Below are 16,260 nucleotides of genomic sequence, written 5' to 3'. Positions count from 1 at the left end.
ATGACGGTCACCGAGACCCGGGTCGTCAGTGGCGACAGCGGCCTGGGCACGCTCCTCAAGGCCGCGCTGCCCTCGGTCCCGGGCATCGGGTCGCTGCCCGGCATACGCAAGAGCGGGGGTCGGTTCGACGGGCTGAGCCTCACCCGACCCCCGGTGGAGCTCGAGCGGGCTCACGTGGAGGCGTACGCCGCAGTCTGCGGGTTCCCCGCCAAGGATGTCGTGCCGCTGACCTATCCGCACCTGCTCGCCTTCGGCCTGCACATGGCGCTGATGACGGACGCGGCATTTCCGGCAGCCGCGATGGGCATGGTGCACCTGGAGAACTCGATCACCCGGCACCGCGCGGTCGCGGTCGGCGAGACCCTCGACGTCACCGCTTCGGTGGGCCCCGCGTCGCCGCACCCGAAGGGCCAGACCTTCGACTTCGTCTCGACCATCCTGGCAGCAGGAGCTCCAGTCTGGGAGTCGACCTCGACCTACCTGCGCCGAGGCAAGGGGGACCCCGGTGCGAGTCGCAGAGCGCAGCTGCCCGCGGTCTCGCCGGGCAGCATCGAGTGGAGGCTTCCGGCCGACCTCGGTCGCCGGTATGCGGCGGTGTCGGGCGACTACAACCCGATCCACCTCTTGCCCCTGACCGCGAGGGCGCTCGGCTTCCGCCGGCAGATCGCGCACGGGATGTGGACGTTGGCACGGTCGGTCGCCGCGCTCGAGAACCGGCTGCCGGACGCCGTGCGGGTCGACGTCGCGTTCCGCAAGCCGGTCTTCCTGCCGGGGAGGATCGCGTTCGGCGTGGAGCCGTTCGAGGACGGCTACGGCTTCACCCTGACGAAGCCGGGCTCGGAGACGGTGCACCTCGTCGGCCGCACGACGTCGCTGTAGGAGGACCCGGGACGCACCGAGGGCGCGCCAGAGCCCCCGCCGGTCAGCGCGCGTCGCGCCAGGGGCGGATGATGCCCTCCTGCGCCACGGTGGCGGCGAGCATGCCGTCCTGCGTGAACACGCGGCCGATGGCCAGGCCTCGGCCGCCCTGTGCGGACGGCGAGACCTGGTCGTAGAGCCACCACTCGTCCGCGCGGAAGGGACGGTGGAACCAGATGGTGTGGTCCAAGGAGGCCATCTGGACGCCCTCGTGGTCGAGCGTGTGCGCGGCGAGCGAGGCGCCGAGGAGGGACATGTCGCTCGCCCACGTGAACGCGCCGAGCTGGATGTGCGGCTCGTCGGGCAGCGGGCCGTTGATCTTGATCCACACCCGCTGCCGGGAGGGGTGGGCGGGGTCCGGCTCGAGGCCGCCCTTCAGCGAGTGCCCGACCGCGCGCGCCTCCATCGCCGCCCACTCGCGCGCGAGCCGCTGGCCCTCGACGTCGCTTCGGCTGCGCAGGTGTGCCAGGACATCGAGTCCTTGCTCCGGGGGCAGGACGTCCGGCATCACATCCTGATGCTCGAAGCCCTCCTCGTCCTTGTGGAAGTTGGCCGTCATGTAGAAGATCGGCCGGCCGTGCTGACGGGCCACGATGCGTCGGGTGAGGAACGACCGCCCGTCGCGGATCGCCTCGACGTCGTAGACGATCGACGTCGTCGGGTCGCCGGGCAGCAGGAAGTAGGAGTGCATCGAGTGCACGAAGAACTCCTCGGGCACCGAGCGCACCCCCGCCATGAGGGCCTGCGCGGCGACGAGGCCGCCGAACGAGCGGCCGCGGCCGTTGTCCTCGGAGTGGCCGCGGAACAGGTCGTCATCGATGACCTCGAGCTCCAGGACGTCGACGAGCGCCTTGACCGCTGCGTCGCTGTCGAGCCCGGTGACGCTCTCGCTCACTCGCGGGGCCTGTCAGGGTCGCTTCCGGCGTCGCCGCCGGGGTTGTCGTCGAGACCGGCGAGGAAGCGCTCGAACTCGCGACCGAGCTCCTCGCCGGTCGGCAGCGGCTGGTTGGGCGCGAGCAGATTGGTGCCGGAGTCCTCGGCACGGGCGAAGGCGTCGTACTGCCGCTCGAGGGCGTGCACGACCTCCGCCACCTCGGCGTTCGACTCGAGGTAGCCGGTGATCTCCGCGTCACGCTCGGCCGCCTCCTGACGCAGCCTGGAGAGGTCGATCGTCAGCCTGCCGGCGAGCTCGACCTGCTCGAGCAGCGCCACCGACGCGTGCGGGTAGTCCAGCTGGGCGAGGTAGTGCGGGATGTGGGCGACGAAGCCCTGCGCGGCACGGTCCCACTCGCCGAGGCGCAGCTCGACGAGCACCTGGGCGCTGGAGGGCACCCGGAGCTCGCCTGTCCACGGGCTCTCGACGGTCACCAGCTCAGGCTTGTTGGCGTGATGGGTCAGGGTCATGGGTCGCGTGTGGGGCACCGCCATCGGCACCGAGCCCAGGCTGATCACCCGGTCGACGTCGAAGCGCTCGACGACGTCGCGCACCGCCCGTGCGAACGCCTCCCACCGGTTGTCGGGCTCGGGCCCGTGGAGCAGGAGGTACGGCGTCCCGCCGGCGTCGTGCAGCAGCCGGACCACCAGTCGAGGCGTCTCGTAGTCCTCGTAGTGGTCGCGCGCGAAGGTGACGGGGGGCCGCCGGGCCCGGTAGTCGTGGAACGCGTCGACGTCGAAGGTCGCGACCACCGGTGCCGAGACCGAGGTCTGGACCAGGTGCTGGGCGGCTCGCACCGCCGCGTTGCCGGCGTCGAGGAAGCCGTCGAGCACCTGCACCATGACGAGGGGTCCCTCGTGCTCGTCCAGCGCCGGCACCTGGTCGACGATGTGCACGAGCTTCGACTTCGCCACTCGGTGCTCCCCCGTCCGGTCGATCGCTGTCGTCTCACGAGGCTGGGGCGGGTGCCCAGCCTCGTCGCGGCGTCTGAAGATGTTCCACATGGCTCCAGCGCAGCACGCCGCGGGTCCACGATATTCCCCCGCCGTCTCAGACGCGCTCGGTGGCGGCACTCAGACGCGCTCAGCGGCCACCTGTCGACCGACCCGGCTGCGTCGGTAGCCGTAGCTGAAGTAGAGCACGAAGCCGATGACCATCCACACGACGAACCGCACCCACGTCTCCAGGCTGAGGTTGAGCGCGAGGTAGACGCAGATCAGCGCCGCCAGGATCGGCAGCCACGGGCTGAGCGGCACACGGAAGGGTCGCTCGAGCTCGGGACGTGTCCGGCGCAGCACCGGCACGGCGATCGAGACGAGCGCGAAGGCGGTCAGGGTCCCGATGTTGACCATCTCCTCCAGCTTCTCGATCGGCGTCAACGCCGCGACGGCCGCCACCAGCGCACCGACCGTCAGCGTGATCCGCACGGGCGTCCCGGTCCGTGGGCTCGTGCGCCCGAACCGGTGCGGCAGCAGCGCATCGCGGCTCATCGCGAACAGCACGCGGATCGCCCCGATGATGAGGGTCATCACGACCGTCGTCAGACCGGCCACCGCGCCGGCGGCGATCAGGGTCGCGAAGCCGTCGCGGCCGACGTCGCGGAAGGCGCTGGCCAGTGCGGCCTGGGTGTCGATCTTGTCGTAGCGCACCATGCCGGTGATGACGAGCGCGACGGCGACGTAGAGCACCGTGCAGATGACGAGCGAGCCGATGATGCCGCGGGGCAGGTCGCGCTGCGGGTTGCGGGCCTCCTCGGCGGTGGTGGCGACGACGTCGAAGCCGATGTAGGCGAAGAACACCACCGAGGCGGCCGAGATGATGCCGAGGACGCCGTAGGTCTGCGGCTGCAGCCCGAACGCCCACTGGATGAGGGGCTGCGCCAGCCCGCTGGCGTCCACCGGTCCGGCGCGCGGTGGTACGAACGGGTGATAGTTGGCGCCCGAGACGTAGAACAGCCCGGCGATGATCACGAAGAGGACGATGAACAGCTTGATGCCGACCAGGACGAGGTTCACGCGCAGTGACTCCTTGATGCCGACGGCCACCAGCGCGGTCAGCAGCACGACGAGCAGCAGGGCTGGCACGTTGACGTGGCCCCAGGAGAAGTGCGCAGCGTCGACGGGACCGATCGAGTCGGGCCAGCCCAGCCCGATCTCGTCGAGGAACGTCACGAAGTAGGTGCTCCACCCTTGAGCGACCACCGAGGCGCCGAGCATGAGCTCGAGCACGAGGTCCCAGCCGATGATCCAGGCGATCAGCTCACCGAGGGTGGCATAGGAGAACGTGTACGCCGACCCCGAGACCGGCACCGTCGAGGCGAACTCGGCGTAGCAGAGCGCCGCGAGTCCGCAGCAGATGCCGGCCAGCACGAAGGAGAAGACCACGCCCGGGCCGGCGTACTGCGCCGCGGCCTTGCCGGTGAGGGTGAAGATGCCGGCCCCGATGATGACTCCGATGCCGAAGACCGTGAGGTCGATCGCGCTCAGCTTGCGCTTGAGCTGGAACTCCGGGTCGTCGGTGTCCTGGAGCGACTGCTCGACCGACTTGGTCCTGAGAACGTCCATGGCGGAACACTTCCCCGCCGGTGGCGGCGTCAAACGGCCGTGCGCTGCCGGTGTTCGGCCCGATCAGCTCTCGATCGGCGCCGGCTGCTGCTCGGCGAGCTCCTCGACGACGCCGAGCGCGATCGCCTGGGGCGTCAGCCCGATCCGCTCGAGGATCTTGCCCCGCTTGGCGTGGCCGAGGAACTGCTGCGGGATGCCGTGGATCCGCACCGGCGTCGTCACGCGGGCAGCCGCGAGCTGCTGCAGGAACACCGCGCCCACGCCGCCGACGACGCCGTTGTCCTCGATCGTGACGACGAGCCGGTGCTCGGCAGCGAGGTCCACCAGCGCCTCGTCGAGCGGCTTGACCCAGCGGGGGTCGACGACCGTGACGCCGAGGCCCTGGGCGACGAGCCGATCGGCGACGCCGACGGCGATCTCAGCCGTGGCGCCGACCGCGACGACGAGGACGTCCTTCGTGCCGGTGCGCACCAGCACGTCGGCAGAGCCGGCGGTGGCGACGGCCGCGATGTCGTCGGGCGGCGGGCCCTTCGGGAAGCGGACGACGGTCGGCGCGTCGGCGACCTCGACGGCCTCGTCGAGGAGCTCGCGCAACCGGGCGCCGTCGCGTGGCGCCGCGATGCGCAGACCCGGCACCACCTGGAGGACCGACAGGTCCCACATGCCGTTGTGCGACGCGCCGTCGTCGCCGGTGACGCCGGAGCGGTCGAGCACGAAGGTGACGCCCGCCCGGTGCAGCGCGCAGTCCATCAGCACCTGGTCGAAGGCGCGGTTGAGGAACGTCGCGTAGACGGCCACGACCGGGTGCATCCCCCCGAGTGCCAGGCCAGCGGCGGACGTCGCCGCGTGCTGCTCGGCGATGCCGACGTCGAAGGTCCGCTCGGGGAAGCGGGCCTGGAAGTGGTGGAGGCCGACGGGATGCATCATCGCGGCGGTGATGCCGACGACGTCGGGACGCCGCTCGCCGATGTGGACGATCTGGTCGGCGAAGATGTCGGTCCAGATCCGCGCCTTCGGGTGCTCGTCGCCGGTGTGGACGTCGAAGGGGCCCGGGCTGTGGAACTGATCGGCCTCGTGACGCTCCGCGGCGTCGTAGCCGTAGCCCTTGCGGGTGATCGCGTGCACGATGACCGGGCCGCCGAAGCCCTTGGCCTGCCGGAGCGCCTGCTCGACGGCGGCGCGGTCGTGGCCGTCGACGGGGCCGACGTACTTGAGACCGAGGTCCTCGAAGAGGCCTTGGGGCGCGACGGCGTCCTTGAGGCCCTTCTTGACGGCGTGCAGCACGTCGTAGGTGGCCGCGCCGCCTGGGAGAGCCGGGAGGCGGCGCTTGATCATCTCCAGCACGCGCTCGTAGCGCGGGTTGGTGCGCAGGCTGGTGAGCGCCGTGGCGAGGCCGCCGACGGTGGGCGTGTAGGAGCGGCCGTTGTCGTTGACCACGATCACCAGGCGGGAGCTCCTGGCGACCGCGATGTTGTTGAGCGCCTCCCACGCCATGCCGCCGGTGAGCGCGCCGTCGCCGATCACCGCCACCACGTGCCGGTCCTCGCCGCGGATGGCGTAGGCCTTCGCGAGCCCGTCGGCGTAGCTCAGCGAGGTCGAGGCGTGCGAGTTCTCGACGATGTCGTGGGGCGACTCGGCCTGGCTCGGGTAGCCGGAGAGGCCGCCCTCCTGCCGTAGGCCGCCGAACGCTCTCGCCCGACCGGTGAGCATCTTGTGCACGTAGGCCTGGTGGCCAGTGTCGAAGACGATCCGGTCACGAGGAGAGTCGAAGACGCGGTGGATCGCCAGGGTCAGCTCGACGACGCCGAGATTGGGACCGAGGTGACCGCCCGTCATCGCGGTCGTCGTCACGAGGAGGTCGCGGATCTCCGCTGCGAGCGCGGTGAGCTCGCCCTCACTCAGGCCGTCGAGGTCGCGTGGGGACGCGACCTGGTCGAGAAGAGCCATAGCCGCGAGGTTACCGCCTGGTCCCTCGGAGCACGCATCGGCGAACGGTGCGGCAGACTGACGACATGGCGAAGAACCTGACCCCGCAACAGCGGCGCGTCGTCGGCGCGGCTGTCGCCGTCCAGCTCGTCGTCGCGCTGCTCACCTGGCGCGACCTGTCACGTCGGCCGGCCGACAAGGTGCGCGGGCCGAAGTGGCTGTGGCGGATCGTCGGGAGCGCGAACACCGCCGGCTCGGCGGCGTACTGGACCCTCGGTCGCCGCCGCTGACCTCAGCCCGCGAGGAAGCTGAAGCGCACCTCGCGGGTCTCGTTGTCGACGTTGAGGTCGACGAGGCAGATCGACTGCCAGGTCCCGAGCGCGAGGCGGCCATCCAGCACGGGCACGGTGGCGTACGGCGGCACCAGCGCGGGCATCACGTGCGAGCGGCCGTGCCCCCGGCTGCCATGGCGGTGCCGCCAGCGGTCGTCGGTGGGGAGGAGCTCCTCGAGCGCCGCCAGCAGGTCGTCGTCGCTTCCGGCACCGGTCTCGATGATGGCGATCCCGGCCGTCGCGTGCGGCACGAAGACATGGAGCAGCCCGTCACCGCGACGGGACGCGAAGTCCGCGGCGTCACCGGTGACGTCGAGGACGACCTGGCGGCTGCCGGTGCGGAACGAGCGCGTCTCGGAGTCCATGCCGCGATCGTAGGACGCGGGTCATGCGTCAGACCTGGGTGCCCGCAGGCTCATGGCCGCCCTGCGGGTCGCGGCTGCCGCCCGCACACGACGCCCCAGGCTCCGGAGCGGTCTCGCCGTGGCCGTAGGCCGCGATGAAGAGGCCGAGGCGGTCGTCGCCCGCCCCCTCGAGGCGCAGCTGTCGGCCCCAGACGGTGACGACGACGGGGGCGGGGAGGTCGGGGTACGGCGCCATGATGCCGTTCTGCGGGAGCTCGGCCTTCAGCTTGCGCACGTCGGACGCGCGCAGGCCCGGGCCGTAGGCGATCCACACGGCACCGTGCTCGAGGTCGTGCACCGCGTTCTCGTTGCGCAGCGGCTGGTCGTAGGCACCGCACTCGAGCCAGACGGGGTCGTGCGGTCCGCCGACCGGCGGGCTCGTCGGGTAGCGGACGTCGTCGTCGGTGTGCTGGACGCTGAGGCCGCCGTAGGACCGCACGGCCGCCAGGCCGGTGCTCCGGGCGCCGCGCGGCTCCTGCTTCGTCAGCATGGGCAGGGCCGCGGCCCCCGCGACGAGCATGACGGCCACCGTGATGACGGCGATGATGACGGTCCGGCGCCGGTTCGGGGGCGGTCCGCTCGGGCCCATCGAGACGACCGACGCGACGCCGAGCTCGGCCACCCAGGGCTCGCTGGCCGAGGAGTCACTCACCCAGCGCTCGCTCCACCCGCTCGACCTTGGCCGTCATCTGTCCTGTGTGTCCGGGCCGGATGTCGGCCTTGAGGACGAGGCTCACGCGGGAGGAGTACGCCGAGACGGCGTCGACGGCCTGCTTGAGGACCGCCATCACCTCCTCCCACTCCCCCTCGATGTTGGTGAACATCGCGTTGGTCTCGTTGGGCAGCCCCGAGTCTCGGACGACCTTCACGGCGGCGGCGACGGCCTCCGCGACGCCACCGGTGTCGTCGGAGGTGGCGGGGGCGATGGAGAAGGCGACCAGCATGCGCCGAGGATAGGCCAGCACGCCCCGGCCGCGAGATGCGGCCGGGGCGTGCGGATCAGGCTGGGTCGATCCGGCTGGGTCAGCCGTTGAGCAGGTTGCGCAGGACGAACTGCAGGATGCCGCCGTTGCGGTAGTAGTTCGCCTCGCCGGGGGTGTCGATGCGGACGACCGCGTCGAACTCCACGCTCTGCCCGTTCTCAGGGCTGGCCTTCACCTTCACTGTCTTCGGCGTGCGGCCCTCGTTGAGCTCGGTGACGCCGGTGATGGCGAAGGTCTCCTCGCCGGTCAGACCGAGCGAGTCGGCGTTCTGCCCCTCGGGGAACTGCAGCGGGAGGACACCCATGCCGATGAGGTTCGAGCGGTGGATGCGCTCATACGACTCGGCGATGACCGCCTTGACGCCCAGGAGAGCGGTGCCCTTGGCGGCCCAGTCGCGCGAGGAGCCCGAGCCGTACTCCTTGCCGGCCAGGACGACCAGAGGCGTGCCGGCGGCCTGGTAGTTCTGCGAGGCGTCGTAGATGAACGACACCGGCGCGTCCGCCTGGGTGAAGTCGCGGGTGTAGCCGCCCTCGGTGCCCGGCGCGACCTGGTTGCGCAGGCGGATGTTGGCGAACGTGCCGCGGATCATGACCTCGTGGTTGCCTCGGCGCGAGCCGTAGGAGTTGAAGTCGCGCTGCTCGACGCCGTGCTCGGTGAGGTACTGGCCCGCGGGCGAGTCCTTCTTGATGTTGCCCGCCGGGCTGATGTGGTCGGTGGTGACCGAGTCGCCGAGCTTGAGCAGCACCCGGGCGCCCTCGATGTCGGTGACCGGGGACGGGGTCTTGTCCATGCCGTCGAAGTAGGGCGCCTTGCGGACGTAGGTGGAATCCTCGTCCCACGTGAACGTGTCACCGGTGGGCGTGGGCAGGTTCTGCCAGCGCTCGTCGCCGGCGAAGACGTCGGCGTAGCCCTTCGCGAACATGTCCGAGGCGATCGCCTGCCCGATGACCTCCTCGACCTCGGCCGGCGAGGGCCAGATGTCCTTGAGGAAGACGTCGTTCCCGTCCGCGTCGGTGCCCAGCGCATCGTTGAACAGGTCGATGTCCATCGTGCCGGCCAGCGCGTAGGCGATGACCAGTGGCGGCGACGCCAGGTAGTTCATCTTGATGTCGGGGTTGATCCGGCCCTCGAAGTTGCGGTTGCCGGAGAGGACCGAGACAACGGCCAGGTCGTTCTCCTGCACGGCGGCGGAGACCTCGGGGATCAGCGGGCCCGAGTTGCCGATGCAGGTCACGCAGCCGTAGCCGACGAGGTTGAAGCCGAGCTTCTCGAGGTACGGCGTCAGGCCGGCCTTGTCGTAGTAGTCGCTGACCACCTGGGAGCCGGGCGCCAGCGTCGTCTTGACCCACGGCTTGCGGGTGAGGCCCTTCTCGACGGCCTTCTTCGCCAGCAGGGCGGCGCCGAGCATGACCGACGGGTTGGAGGTGTTGGTGCACGAGGTGATCGAGGCGATCGTGACGGCGCCGTGGTCCAGGACGAACCGCGACCCGTCCTCGAGGGCGACCTCGACCGGGTTGCTCGCGCGGCCGCCGTCCTTCGGCGCGGCCGAGAGGTGGTTGTCGGGAGCGGACGACCCGTTCGTGCCGGAGTAGGACGGCGCGTCGCTGCCGGGGAAGGACTCCTCCACGGCCTCGTCGTAGCCCTGGGTGTCCTGCACGTCGCCGGCGTAGTCGACGAGCGCGCCGCGGAAGGCCGTCTTCGCGTCGGTCAGCGCGACCCGGTCCTGCGGGCGCTTCGGGCCGGCGATCGACGGGACGATCGTCGACAGGTCGAGCTCGAGCTGCTCGGAGAAGCGGGGCTCGGCGTCGGGGTCGTGCCAGAGACCCTGCTCCTTGGCGTAGGCCTCGACGAGCTTGAGCTGCTGCTCGCTGCGGCCGGTGAGCTTGAGGTAGCTGATCGTCTCGTCGTCGATCGGGAAGATCGCAATGGTCGAGCCGAACTCGGGGCTCATGTTGCCGATCGTGGCACGGTTGGCCAGCGGGAGCGCGGTCACGCCGGCGCCGTAGAACTCGACGAACTTGCCGACCACGCCGTGCTTGCGCAGCATCTCGGTGATCGTCAGCACGAGGTCGGTCGCGGTGGAGCCCTCGGGCAGGTCGCCATGGAGCTTGAAGCCCACGACGCGCGGGATGAGCATGCTCACCGGCTGGCCGAGCAGAGCCGCCTCGGCCTCGATGCCACCCACGCCGAAGCCGAGGACGCCGAGGCCGTTGACCATCGTGGTGTGGGAGTCGGTGCCGACGCAGGTGTCAGGGTAGGCCTGGAGGCTGCCGTCGACCTCCCGGGTGAAGACCGTGCGGGCGAGGTGCTCGATGTTGACCTGGTGGACGATGCCGGTGCCCGGCGGGACGACCTTGAAGTCGTCGAACGCGGTCTGGCCCCAGCGCAGGAACTGGTAGCGCTCCTTGTTGCGGTCGTATTCGATCTCGACGTTGCGGGCGAACGCCTCCGGGGTGCCGAACGCCTCCGCGATGACGGAGTGGTCGATGACCATCTCGGCCGGAGCGAGCGGGTTGATCTTCGAGGCGTCGCCTCCCAGCTCGGCTGCGGCCTCTCGCAGGGTGGCCAGGTCGACGATGCACGGGACACCCGTGAAGTCCTGCATGATCACGCGCGCCGGCGTGAACTGGATCTCCTTGTCGGGCTGCGCGGTCTCGTCCCAGCCGGCCAGCGCCTTGATGTCGTCCGCCGTGATGTCGGCGCCGTCCTCGGTGCGCAGGAGGTTCTCCAGGAGGACCTTGAGGCTGTAGGGAAGGCTGGCGACGTCGAGGCCCTCCCCCGACACCGCGTCGAGCCGGAAGATCTCGTAGGACGTGCCGTCCACGTCCAAGATGCTCTTCGCACCGAAGCTGTCCTTGCTGGCCAACGCCGTCATCTCCTCAGTCAGGGGTCTGCAGTCATGAGTCTGCGCGAGCAACGTCCTCATCCATCCTGCCGCGCCCGTCAGCGGACATGGAAGTAAGGCTTGCCTTGCTCTGATCTTACCTTTGTCTCGATGTCAAGATACATGATGTCGAGGGGAAGGCGCGAGAGCGGGCTGGACGTTCACGGCCGGGGCCGTTGCGCGGCCGTTGCGCGCCTCGGGGCCTCTGGGCGCGGGGCCCGGGCTCTCGGGGCCTCCGGGCCTCCGGGCTCGGGCCTCGGGGCTCTCTGGGCTCGGGCCTCGGGGCTCTCGGGGCCTCTGGGCTCGGGCCTCGGGGCTCCTCCGGGCCCGGGCTCCGGCCATTCGCTGCGCCAGATCCACGCGACACGCCCAGACTTGCCGGCGTGTCGCGCGATTCCGGCGCAGCGAAGGGCCCGGCTCATGCCCGCCGCTCCGCGCTCGGGCCTCCGCGCTCGGCCCTCCGCGCTCGACCCTCCGCGCTCGACCCTCTGGGCTCGGGGCTCCGGGCTCTGGGCTCCGGCCATTCGCTCCTCGCTCGGCCCTGGGCCCTCGGCGCTCGACGCTCGGCGCGGGGCGCTGCTTCAACGCCCCCGCGCCGACACGAGCAGCGCGACGCACTCGAGGTGGTGCGTCATCGGGAACAGGTCGAAGGCCCGCAGAGCCACGAGCCCATAGCCGTGCTCAGCGAAGATCGCGACGTCGCGTGCCAGCGCGGCGGGGTCGCACGCGACGTAGGCGACGGCGCGCGGCGTGCGGGCGACGACCTGCTCGACCACCGCCCTCCGCGCACCCTCGCGGGGCGGGTCGAGCACGACGAGGTCGACGGGAGCGGCGGACGACGTCGCGAGGACATGCCCGACGTCGCCAGCCGTGACCTCGGCGGTCGGGACGTTGGCGTGGAACAGCTCGCTCGCGCGTCGGTCCCCTTCGATGGCGAGGACCCGCCCGTCGGGGCCGACCCGGTCGGCGATGAGCGCGGCGAAGAGCCCGACGCCGGCATACAGGTCCAGGACCGACTCCCCCGGCCGCGGGTCGAGCATCTCCAGCACGGCCGTCACGAGCGTCGCCGGCGCACCCGGGTGGACCTGCCAGAAGCCGTCCGCGGCAACGGTGAAGTCGCGCCCGAGGACAGTCTCGGTCACCGCGCCCGGAGCAGGCTCGCGCGCGTCGGTCCGCGCGATCAGGCAGTCGTCGACCTCGATCACGTCGTGGGACCGGTGCAGCCGCATCGCGCGGGCGCCGTCGGGCGTGCGGGCGTAGGCCTGCCGCGTGCGCCAGCGCAGACCCTCCTCGTCACCCGGCACCGCTTCGACTCGGGTCTCGAGCAGCGGGTCGTCGGCGTCGAGCCGGGCCAGTCTGACCAGCTGCTCGCGCAGCACTGTGGCTTTGAGGTCTCGCTGGGCACCCACGGAGACGTGCTGGAAGTCGCAGCCGCCGCACTTGCCGGGGCCGGCGTAGGGACACGGCGGGGTGACCCGGTCCGGCGAGGGCATGAGGACCTCGACCGCGTCGGCGCGCCAGAACCGGTCGCCATCGGTGCCCTCGGTGATCTCGATGACGACGCGCTCCCCCGGCAGCGCGTGGCGCACGAAGACCACCCGCATCTCCGGCGCCTCCGGGGCAGTGCGCTCGTCGACAGGCTCACCGGTCGGCCCCGGGCCGGTCGGCCCCGACACCTGGCCGGTCGGCCCCGACAGCTGGCCGGTCGGCCCCGGCACCCCGCCCGTCCGCTCCCGCACCCCGCCCGTCCGCTCCCGCACCCCGCCCGTCGGCCCCTGCACCCCGCCGGTCGGCACCCGTGCCACGGCGTGGCCGCCGTGCGCGATCGGGCCGACCTCGACCTCGAACCGCTCGCCGACGCGGGAGCGGCCCCGCGGCTGCTTGGTTCTCGCCCGACGAGGTGGTCTGCGGGGTCGGCTCGTCACGACCTCAGCCTGCCAGACCTCGTCCGGGCCCCGATGGCCTGTGCAGCCCAGGGCCGCGCCGATCGTGGTTGGCAGATGCCAGTTGCGGTGGGCCCGGGACTGGCATCTGCCAACCACTACTCGGACGCTCCGGGGATCCGCAGATGGGTCCACATCCGCCGGACACGCTCGAGGAATGCCCGCTGCCCAGCCGGGGTGTAGAGCGAGCCGGCGACGAGGCGGAGCCACGGGCCGGGGTCCGTCGGTCTCGGACGTCGAAGGGCCTCGTCTGCCGCTCGAAGCACCAGGTGCGCGTGCTGCAACAGGTCGGGAGCGACGTACCCACGGCGCACCATGTCGATGTCGGCGATCCGCCGCGCGCGTCGCAGGTCCTTCCGCTGCTCAGCGGCATCCCGGTGCTGAGCGCCGTCGTACTCCTGCAGCAAGCTGGTGCCGGACACTCGCAGATCGGCCCGGGCGAAGAAGGAGCCGTACTCGTCGAGCAGCTCCACCTGCGCCTCAACGGCGATCCCGCAGACGACGTGGAGAAGGCGCAGGAGCGTCTCCCAGGCAGACTCCGACCGACCGTCTGCCAGCATGAGCGCGGCCCGCGTGGCCGGCGCGCCGTGCCGTCGCCTCGCCGCTGCTGCGACGAGATCGGCGAGGGTGCACGTGCCCTGGTGCAGCGCGGAGTCGATCAGGACGACGAGGTCGAGGACCGGAAGGAGACGAGCGGCCGCCACGATGCAATCGACGACGGGCGCCACCCGCACCCCGTCCACCGTCAACGCAAAGGGTTCGGTGGTGTGGCGGCTCACGGCGAGTCGGCTCCGGACCGGCAGGACCTCCCCCGGCACGCGGCCGGCCGCCGCGAACAACGGCGTCCCAGCCGGGACCGTCGGCATCCACAGGCCGTGCACCTGGGCCCCCGTCAGTCCCGTCCACACGGCGCTCGCCGGGAGCACGGGTTGCCATGCGGCGAGCTCGGCGAGCATCGCTGGACGACCGGTCAGGCCGCTCGGCACGCGAACTCCGTGGCCCACCGTGGTCCAGGCCTTCCCCCGCCGGCGGGGGTCGGGCGGTCTCTCCTCGGTCATCGCACCACCGTCGCGCCGGCACGGACCAACCCTCGTCGACCGGAACGCGTGCGGTGGAGAAGCACCGCCAGACGCCTGTGTGTGAGCGCGAGCCGGTCCCGCGTCCGTCTCCCATCCGGCCCGATCCACCAGACATGGTGCCGCCGGCCATGGTTGGCAGGTGCCACCCTGAGACGCCCGATGAGTGGCATCTCCCCACCATCCTCCGGGGATGCCCCGACCAGCGCCGACCTCCGCGGCCCAGCGCCGTCCGGTGCGGCGGGTCAGCCGATCAGCGACCGACCTGCTGACCGCGACCGGGGGTGTAGCCGTCGCGATAGCTGGGCCGCACCCAGTCCTCTGGCTTGTGCTCGATGGAGGACCGCAGCTGGTAGGGCACAGAGATGACCATCACGCCGGGCGTGAAGAGCAGCCGGCCCTTCAGGCGCAGCGCGGTCTGGTTGTGCAGCAGCTGCTCCCACCAGCGGCCGACGACGTACTCAGGGATGTAGACGGCGACGACGCCTCGAGGGTTGGCCTTGCGGATCGCGGAGGCGTAGTCGACCACCGGCCGCACCAGCTCGCGGTAGGGCGAGTGGAGCACCTTCAGCGGGAGGTCGAGGTTGCGCTCGTCCCACTCCCTGAGCAGCCGGGCGGTGGTCTCGTCGTCGACCGAGACCGTGACCGCCTCGAGGGTGTTCGGGCGCGTGGCCCGGGCGAAGGCGAGCGCGCGCAGCGTCGGCTTGTGCAGCTTGGAGACCAGCACCATCGCGTGGACGCGGGTCGGCATGACCTTGTCCTCGTCGCCGGCCGCGAGCTCAGCCTCGACCCGGTCGTAGTGCTTGCGGATGCCGCGCATGATCGCGAAGAAGAAGACCATCGCCAAGATGGCGATCCAGGCGCCGGCGAGGAACTTCGTCAGCAGCACGATGACGAAGACCACGGCGGTCATCCCGAGGCCGAAGGTGTTGATCAGCCGCGAGCGGTGCATCCGCCGCCGTTCGGAGGGGTCCTTCTCGGTCTTCAGATGTCGCGTCCAGTGCCGGATCATGCCGAGCTGGCTGAGGTTGAACGAGACGAACACGCCGACGATGTAGAGCTGGATCAGACGCGTCGTCTGGGCGTCGAAGGCCTGGATGAGGATGATCGCGAGGATGGCGAGGAAGAGGATGCCGTTGCTGTAGGCGAGCCGGTCTCCCCGCGAGCCCAGCGCGCGAGGGGCATAGCCGTCGCGGGCCAGGATCGAGCCGAGCACCGGGAACCCGTTGAAGGCCGTGTTCGCGGCCAGCACCAGGATGATGCCGGTCATCGCGACCACGAAGTAGAACCCCGGCGGGAAGTCGTGGAAGACCGCTCTGGCCAACTGCGCGACGACGGTGTGCTGCTGGTAGCCCTCCGGCATCGGGTTGCCGCTTGCGTCCCGGAGACGGTCGACATCGCCGGGGTCGACGTACTTCAACCCCATGGTGTTGGCCAGCAGCATGATGCTCATCAGCATCGTGATCGCGATGGTGCCGAGCAGCAGCAGCGTGGTGGCCGCGTTCTTGCTCTTGGGGCGACGGAACGCCGGCACGCCGTTGCTGATCGCCTCGACGCCGGTCAGCGCCGCACAGCCGGAGGAGAAGGCCCGAGCGAGCAGGAAGATCAGCGCGACCTGGGTGAGGGTCCCCTGGTGGGCGGCGTCCGGCACGACCGTGAGGTCGTGGCTCTCGACGGGGTTCAACGAGCCGGCGGCGTACTGCGCCAGCCCGAAGGCACCCATGCCGAGGATGGCGATCATGAAGCCGTACGTCGGCACCGCGAAGAACGTGCCCGACTCCCGGACCCCTCGCAGGTTCATGGCGGCGAGGAGGATCACCAGCAGCGTGGCGACCGTGGCCTCGTGGCCGTGGATGAATCCGAGCGCGGATGCAGCGTTCTGCACGCCCGAGGAGATCGAGACGGCCACCGTGAGGACGTAGTCGACCAGCAGCGCACTCGCGACCGTGATCCCGGCGTTGGGCCCGAGGTTGACGGTGGCGACCTCGTAGTCGCCGCCGCCGGAGGGATATGCGTGGACGTTCTGGCGGTACGACGCCACCACGGTCAGCATGACGAGCGCGACGACGATGCCGATCTTCCACGACCACACGTACGCCGACGCGCCGGCGAGCGAGAGCATGATGAAGACCTCGTCCGGTGCGTAGGCCACCGACGAGAGCGCATCGCTCGCGAAGACGGGCAGCGCGATCCGCTTCGGAAGCAGCGTCTCCCCGAGCTGGGAGCTCCTCAGCTTGCGCCCGAGGAGGATTCTCTTGGAGACGTCACCGACACCCACGAGCGGCAAGGCTACGGC

13 protein-coding genes are annotated in these 16,260 nt (G+C 70.9%); 2 read left to right on the top strand and 11 right to left on the bottom strand.

Annotation, left to right across the window (positions count from 1 at the left end):
- The gene (locus ACYQ1K_RS06845) at window positions 1-879 is read left to right on the top strand and encodes a MaoC family dehydratase (RefSeq protein WP_459982078.1); all 879 of its coding nucleotides are present in this window, start codon (window positions 1-3) and stop codon (window positions 877-879) included.
- Between the two features lie 43 nt (window positions 880-922).
- Here the strand turns inward: ACYQ1K_RS06845 and ACYQ1K_RS06840 are convergent, their stop codons facing one another.
- The 4 genes from ACYQ1K_RS06840 to dxs form a co-directional block, all read right to left on the bottom strand.
- Window positions 923-1,813 carry an acyl-CoA thioesterase gene (locus ACYQ1K_RS06840; RefSeq protein ID WP_459982077.1) on the bottom strand — a complete coding sequence of 297 codons (891 nt, stop codon included), beginning with the start codon at window positions 1,811-1,813 and terminating at the stop codon, window positions 923-925.
- The gene (locus ACYQ1K_RS06835; RefSeq protein ID WP_459982076.1) at window positions 1,810-2,766 is read right to left on the bottom strand and encodes a proteasome assembly chaperone family protein; all 957 of its coding nucleotides are present in this window, start codon (window positions 2,764-2,766) and stop codon (window positions 1,810-1,812) included. Before ACYQ1K_RS06835 ends, ACYQ1K_RS06840 begins: the two co-directional genes overlap by 4 nt.
- Window positions 2,767-2,925: 159 nt before the next feature.
- Window positions 2,926-4,416, bottom strand: coding sequence for an APC family permease (locus ACYQ1K_RS06830; RefSeq protein ID WP_459982075.1), 1,491 nt, complete (start codon window positions 4,414-4,416; stop codon window positions 2,926-2,928).
- A 63-nt stretch (window positions 4,417-4,479) separates the two neighbouring features.
- Window positions 4,480-6,363, bottom strand: coding sequence for a 1-deoxy-D-xylulose-5-phosphate synthase (dxs, locus tag ACYQ1K_RS06825; protein ID WP_459982074.1), 1,884 nt, complete (start codon window positions 6,361-6,363; stop codon window positions 4,480-4,482).
- Between the two features lie 65 nt (window positions 6,364-6,428).
- On the opposite strand from dxs, the gene ACYQ1K_RS06820 reads away from it, so the two are divergent.
- Window positions 6,429-6,632, top strand: coding sequence for a hypothetical protein (locus tag ACYQ1K_RS06820; RefSeq protein ID WP_459982073.1), 204 nt, complete (start codon window positions 6,429-6,431; stop codon window positions 6,630-6,632).
- Between the two features lie 2 nt (window positions 6,633-6,634).
- Here ACYQ1K_RS06820 and ACYQ1K_RS06815 read toward each other — a convergent pair whose 3' ends face one another.
- From ACYQ1K_RS06815 to ACYQ1K_RS06785, 7 genes are all read right to left on the bottom strand, one after another.
- Window positions 6,635-7,039 (bottom strand): secondary thiamine-phosphate synthase enzyme YjbQ, encoded by a 405-nt coding sequence (locus tag ACYQ1K_RS06815; protein ID WP_459982072.1) that lies wholly within the window; start codon window positions 7,037-7,039, stop codon window positions 6,635-6,637.
- Window positions 7,040-7,067: 28 nt separating this feature from the next.
- On the bottom strand, window positions 7,068-7,730 hold the full coding sequence (locus ACYQ1K_RS06810) for a thioredoxin-like domain-containing protein (RefSeq protein ID WP_459982071.1): 663 nt from the start codon (window positions 7,728-7,730) through the stop codon (window positions 7,068-7,070).
- Complete coding sequence (locus ACYQ1K_RS06805) at window positions 7,723-8,022, bottom strand: thiamine-binding protein (RefSeq protein WP_459982070.1); 300 nt, start codon at window positions 8,020-8,022, stop codon at window positions 7,723-7,725. The genes ACYQ1K_RS06810 and ACYQ1K_RS06805 overlap by 8 nt, the downstream gene beginning before the upstream one ends.
- Before the next feature lie 79 nt (window positions 8,023-8,101).
- Window positions 8,102-10,936, bottom strand: coding sequence for an aconitate hydratase (locus ACYQ1K_RS06800; protein ID WP_459982069.1), 2,835 nt, complete (start codon window positions 10,934-10,936; stop codon window positions 8,102-8,104).
- A 590-nt stretch (window positions 10,937-11,526) separates the two neighbouring features.
- Window positions 11,527-12,870 carry a class I SAM-dependent RNA methyltransferase gene (locus ACYQ1K_RS06795; RefSeq protein ID WP_459982068.1) on the bottom strand — a complete coding sequence of 448 codons (1,344 nt, stop codon included), beginning with the start codon at window positions 12,868-12,870 and terminating at the stop codon, window positions 11,527-11,529.
- 116 nt (window positions 12,871-12,986) lie between these two features.
- The gene (locus ACYQ1K_RS06790) at window positions 12,987-13,946 is read right to left on the bottom strand and encodes a hypothetical protein (protein WP_459982067.1); all 960 of its coding nucleotides are present in this window, start codon (window positions 13,944-13,946) and stop codon (window positions 12,987-12,989) included.
- A gap of 271 nt (window positions 13,947-14,217) precedes the next feature.
- The gene (locus ACYQ1K_RS06785) at window positions 14,218-16,242 is read right to left on the bottom strand and encodes an APC family permease (protein ID WP_459982066.1); all 2,025 of its coding nucleotides are present in this window, start codon (window positions 16,240-16,242) and stop codon (window positions 14,218-14,220) included.
- Window positions 16,243-16,260: the final 18 nt, after the last annotated feature.

This window comes from Nocardioides sp. AN3, assembly GCF_054653495.1.
Note: the sequence above shows the minus strand (reverse complement) of the source record. Positions and strands in the feature narration are given on the sequence as shown.

Excerpts from the sequence above, each read along its gene's own strand:
- ACYQ1K_RS06845 (WP_459982078.1), top strand. The coding sequence starts at position 1 with ATGACGGTCACCGAGACCCGGGTCGTCAGTGGCGACAGCGGCCTGGGC.
- ACYQ1K_RS06830 (WP_459982075.1), bottom strand. The coding sequence starts at position 4,416 with ATGGACGTTCTCAGGACCAAGTCGGTCGAGCAGTCGCTCCAGGACACC.
- dxs (WP_459982074.1), bottom strand. The coding sequence starts at position 6,363 with ATGGCTCTTCTCGACCAGGTCGCGTCCCCACGCGACCTCGACGGCCTG.
- ACYQ1K_RS06820 (WP_459982073.1), top strand. The coding sequence starts at position 6,429 with ATGGCGAAGAACCTGACCCCGCAACAGCGGCGCGTCGTCGGCGCGGCT.
- ACYQ1K_RS06815 (WP_459982072.1), bottom strand. The coding sequence starts at position 7,039 with ATGGACTCCGAGACGCGCTCGTTCCGCACCGGCAGCCGCCAGGTCGTC.
- ACYQ1K_RS06805 (WP_459982070.1), bottom strand. The coding sequence starts at position 8,022 with ATGCTGGTCGCCTTCTCCATCGCCCCCGCCACCTCCGACGACACCGGT.
- ACYQ1K_RS06800 (WP_459982069.1), bottom strand. The coding sequence starts at position 10,936 with ATGACGGCGTTGGCCAGCAAGGACAGCTTCGGTGCGAAGAGCATCTTG.
- ACYQ1K_RS06790 (WP_459982067.1), bottom strand. The coding sequence starts at position 13,946 with ATGACCGAGGAGAGACCGCCCGACCCCCGCCGGCGGGGGAAGGCCTGG.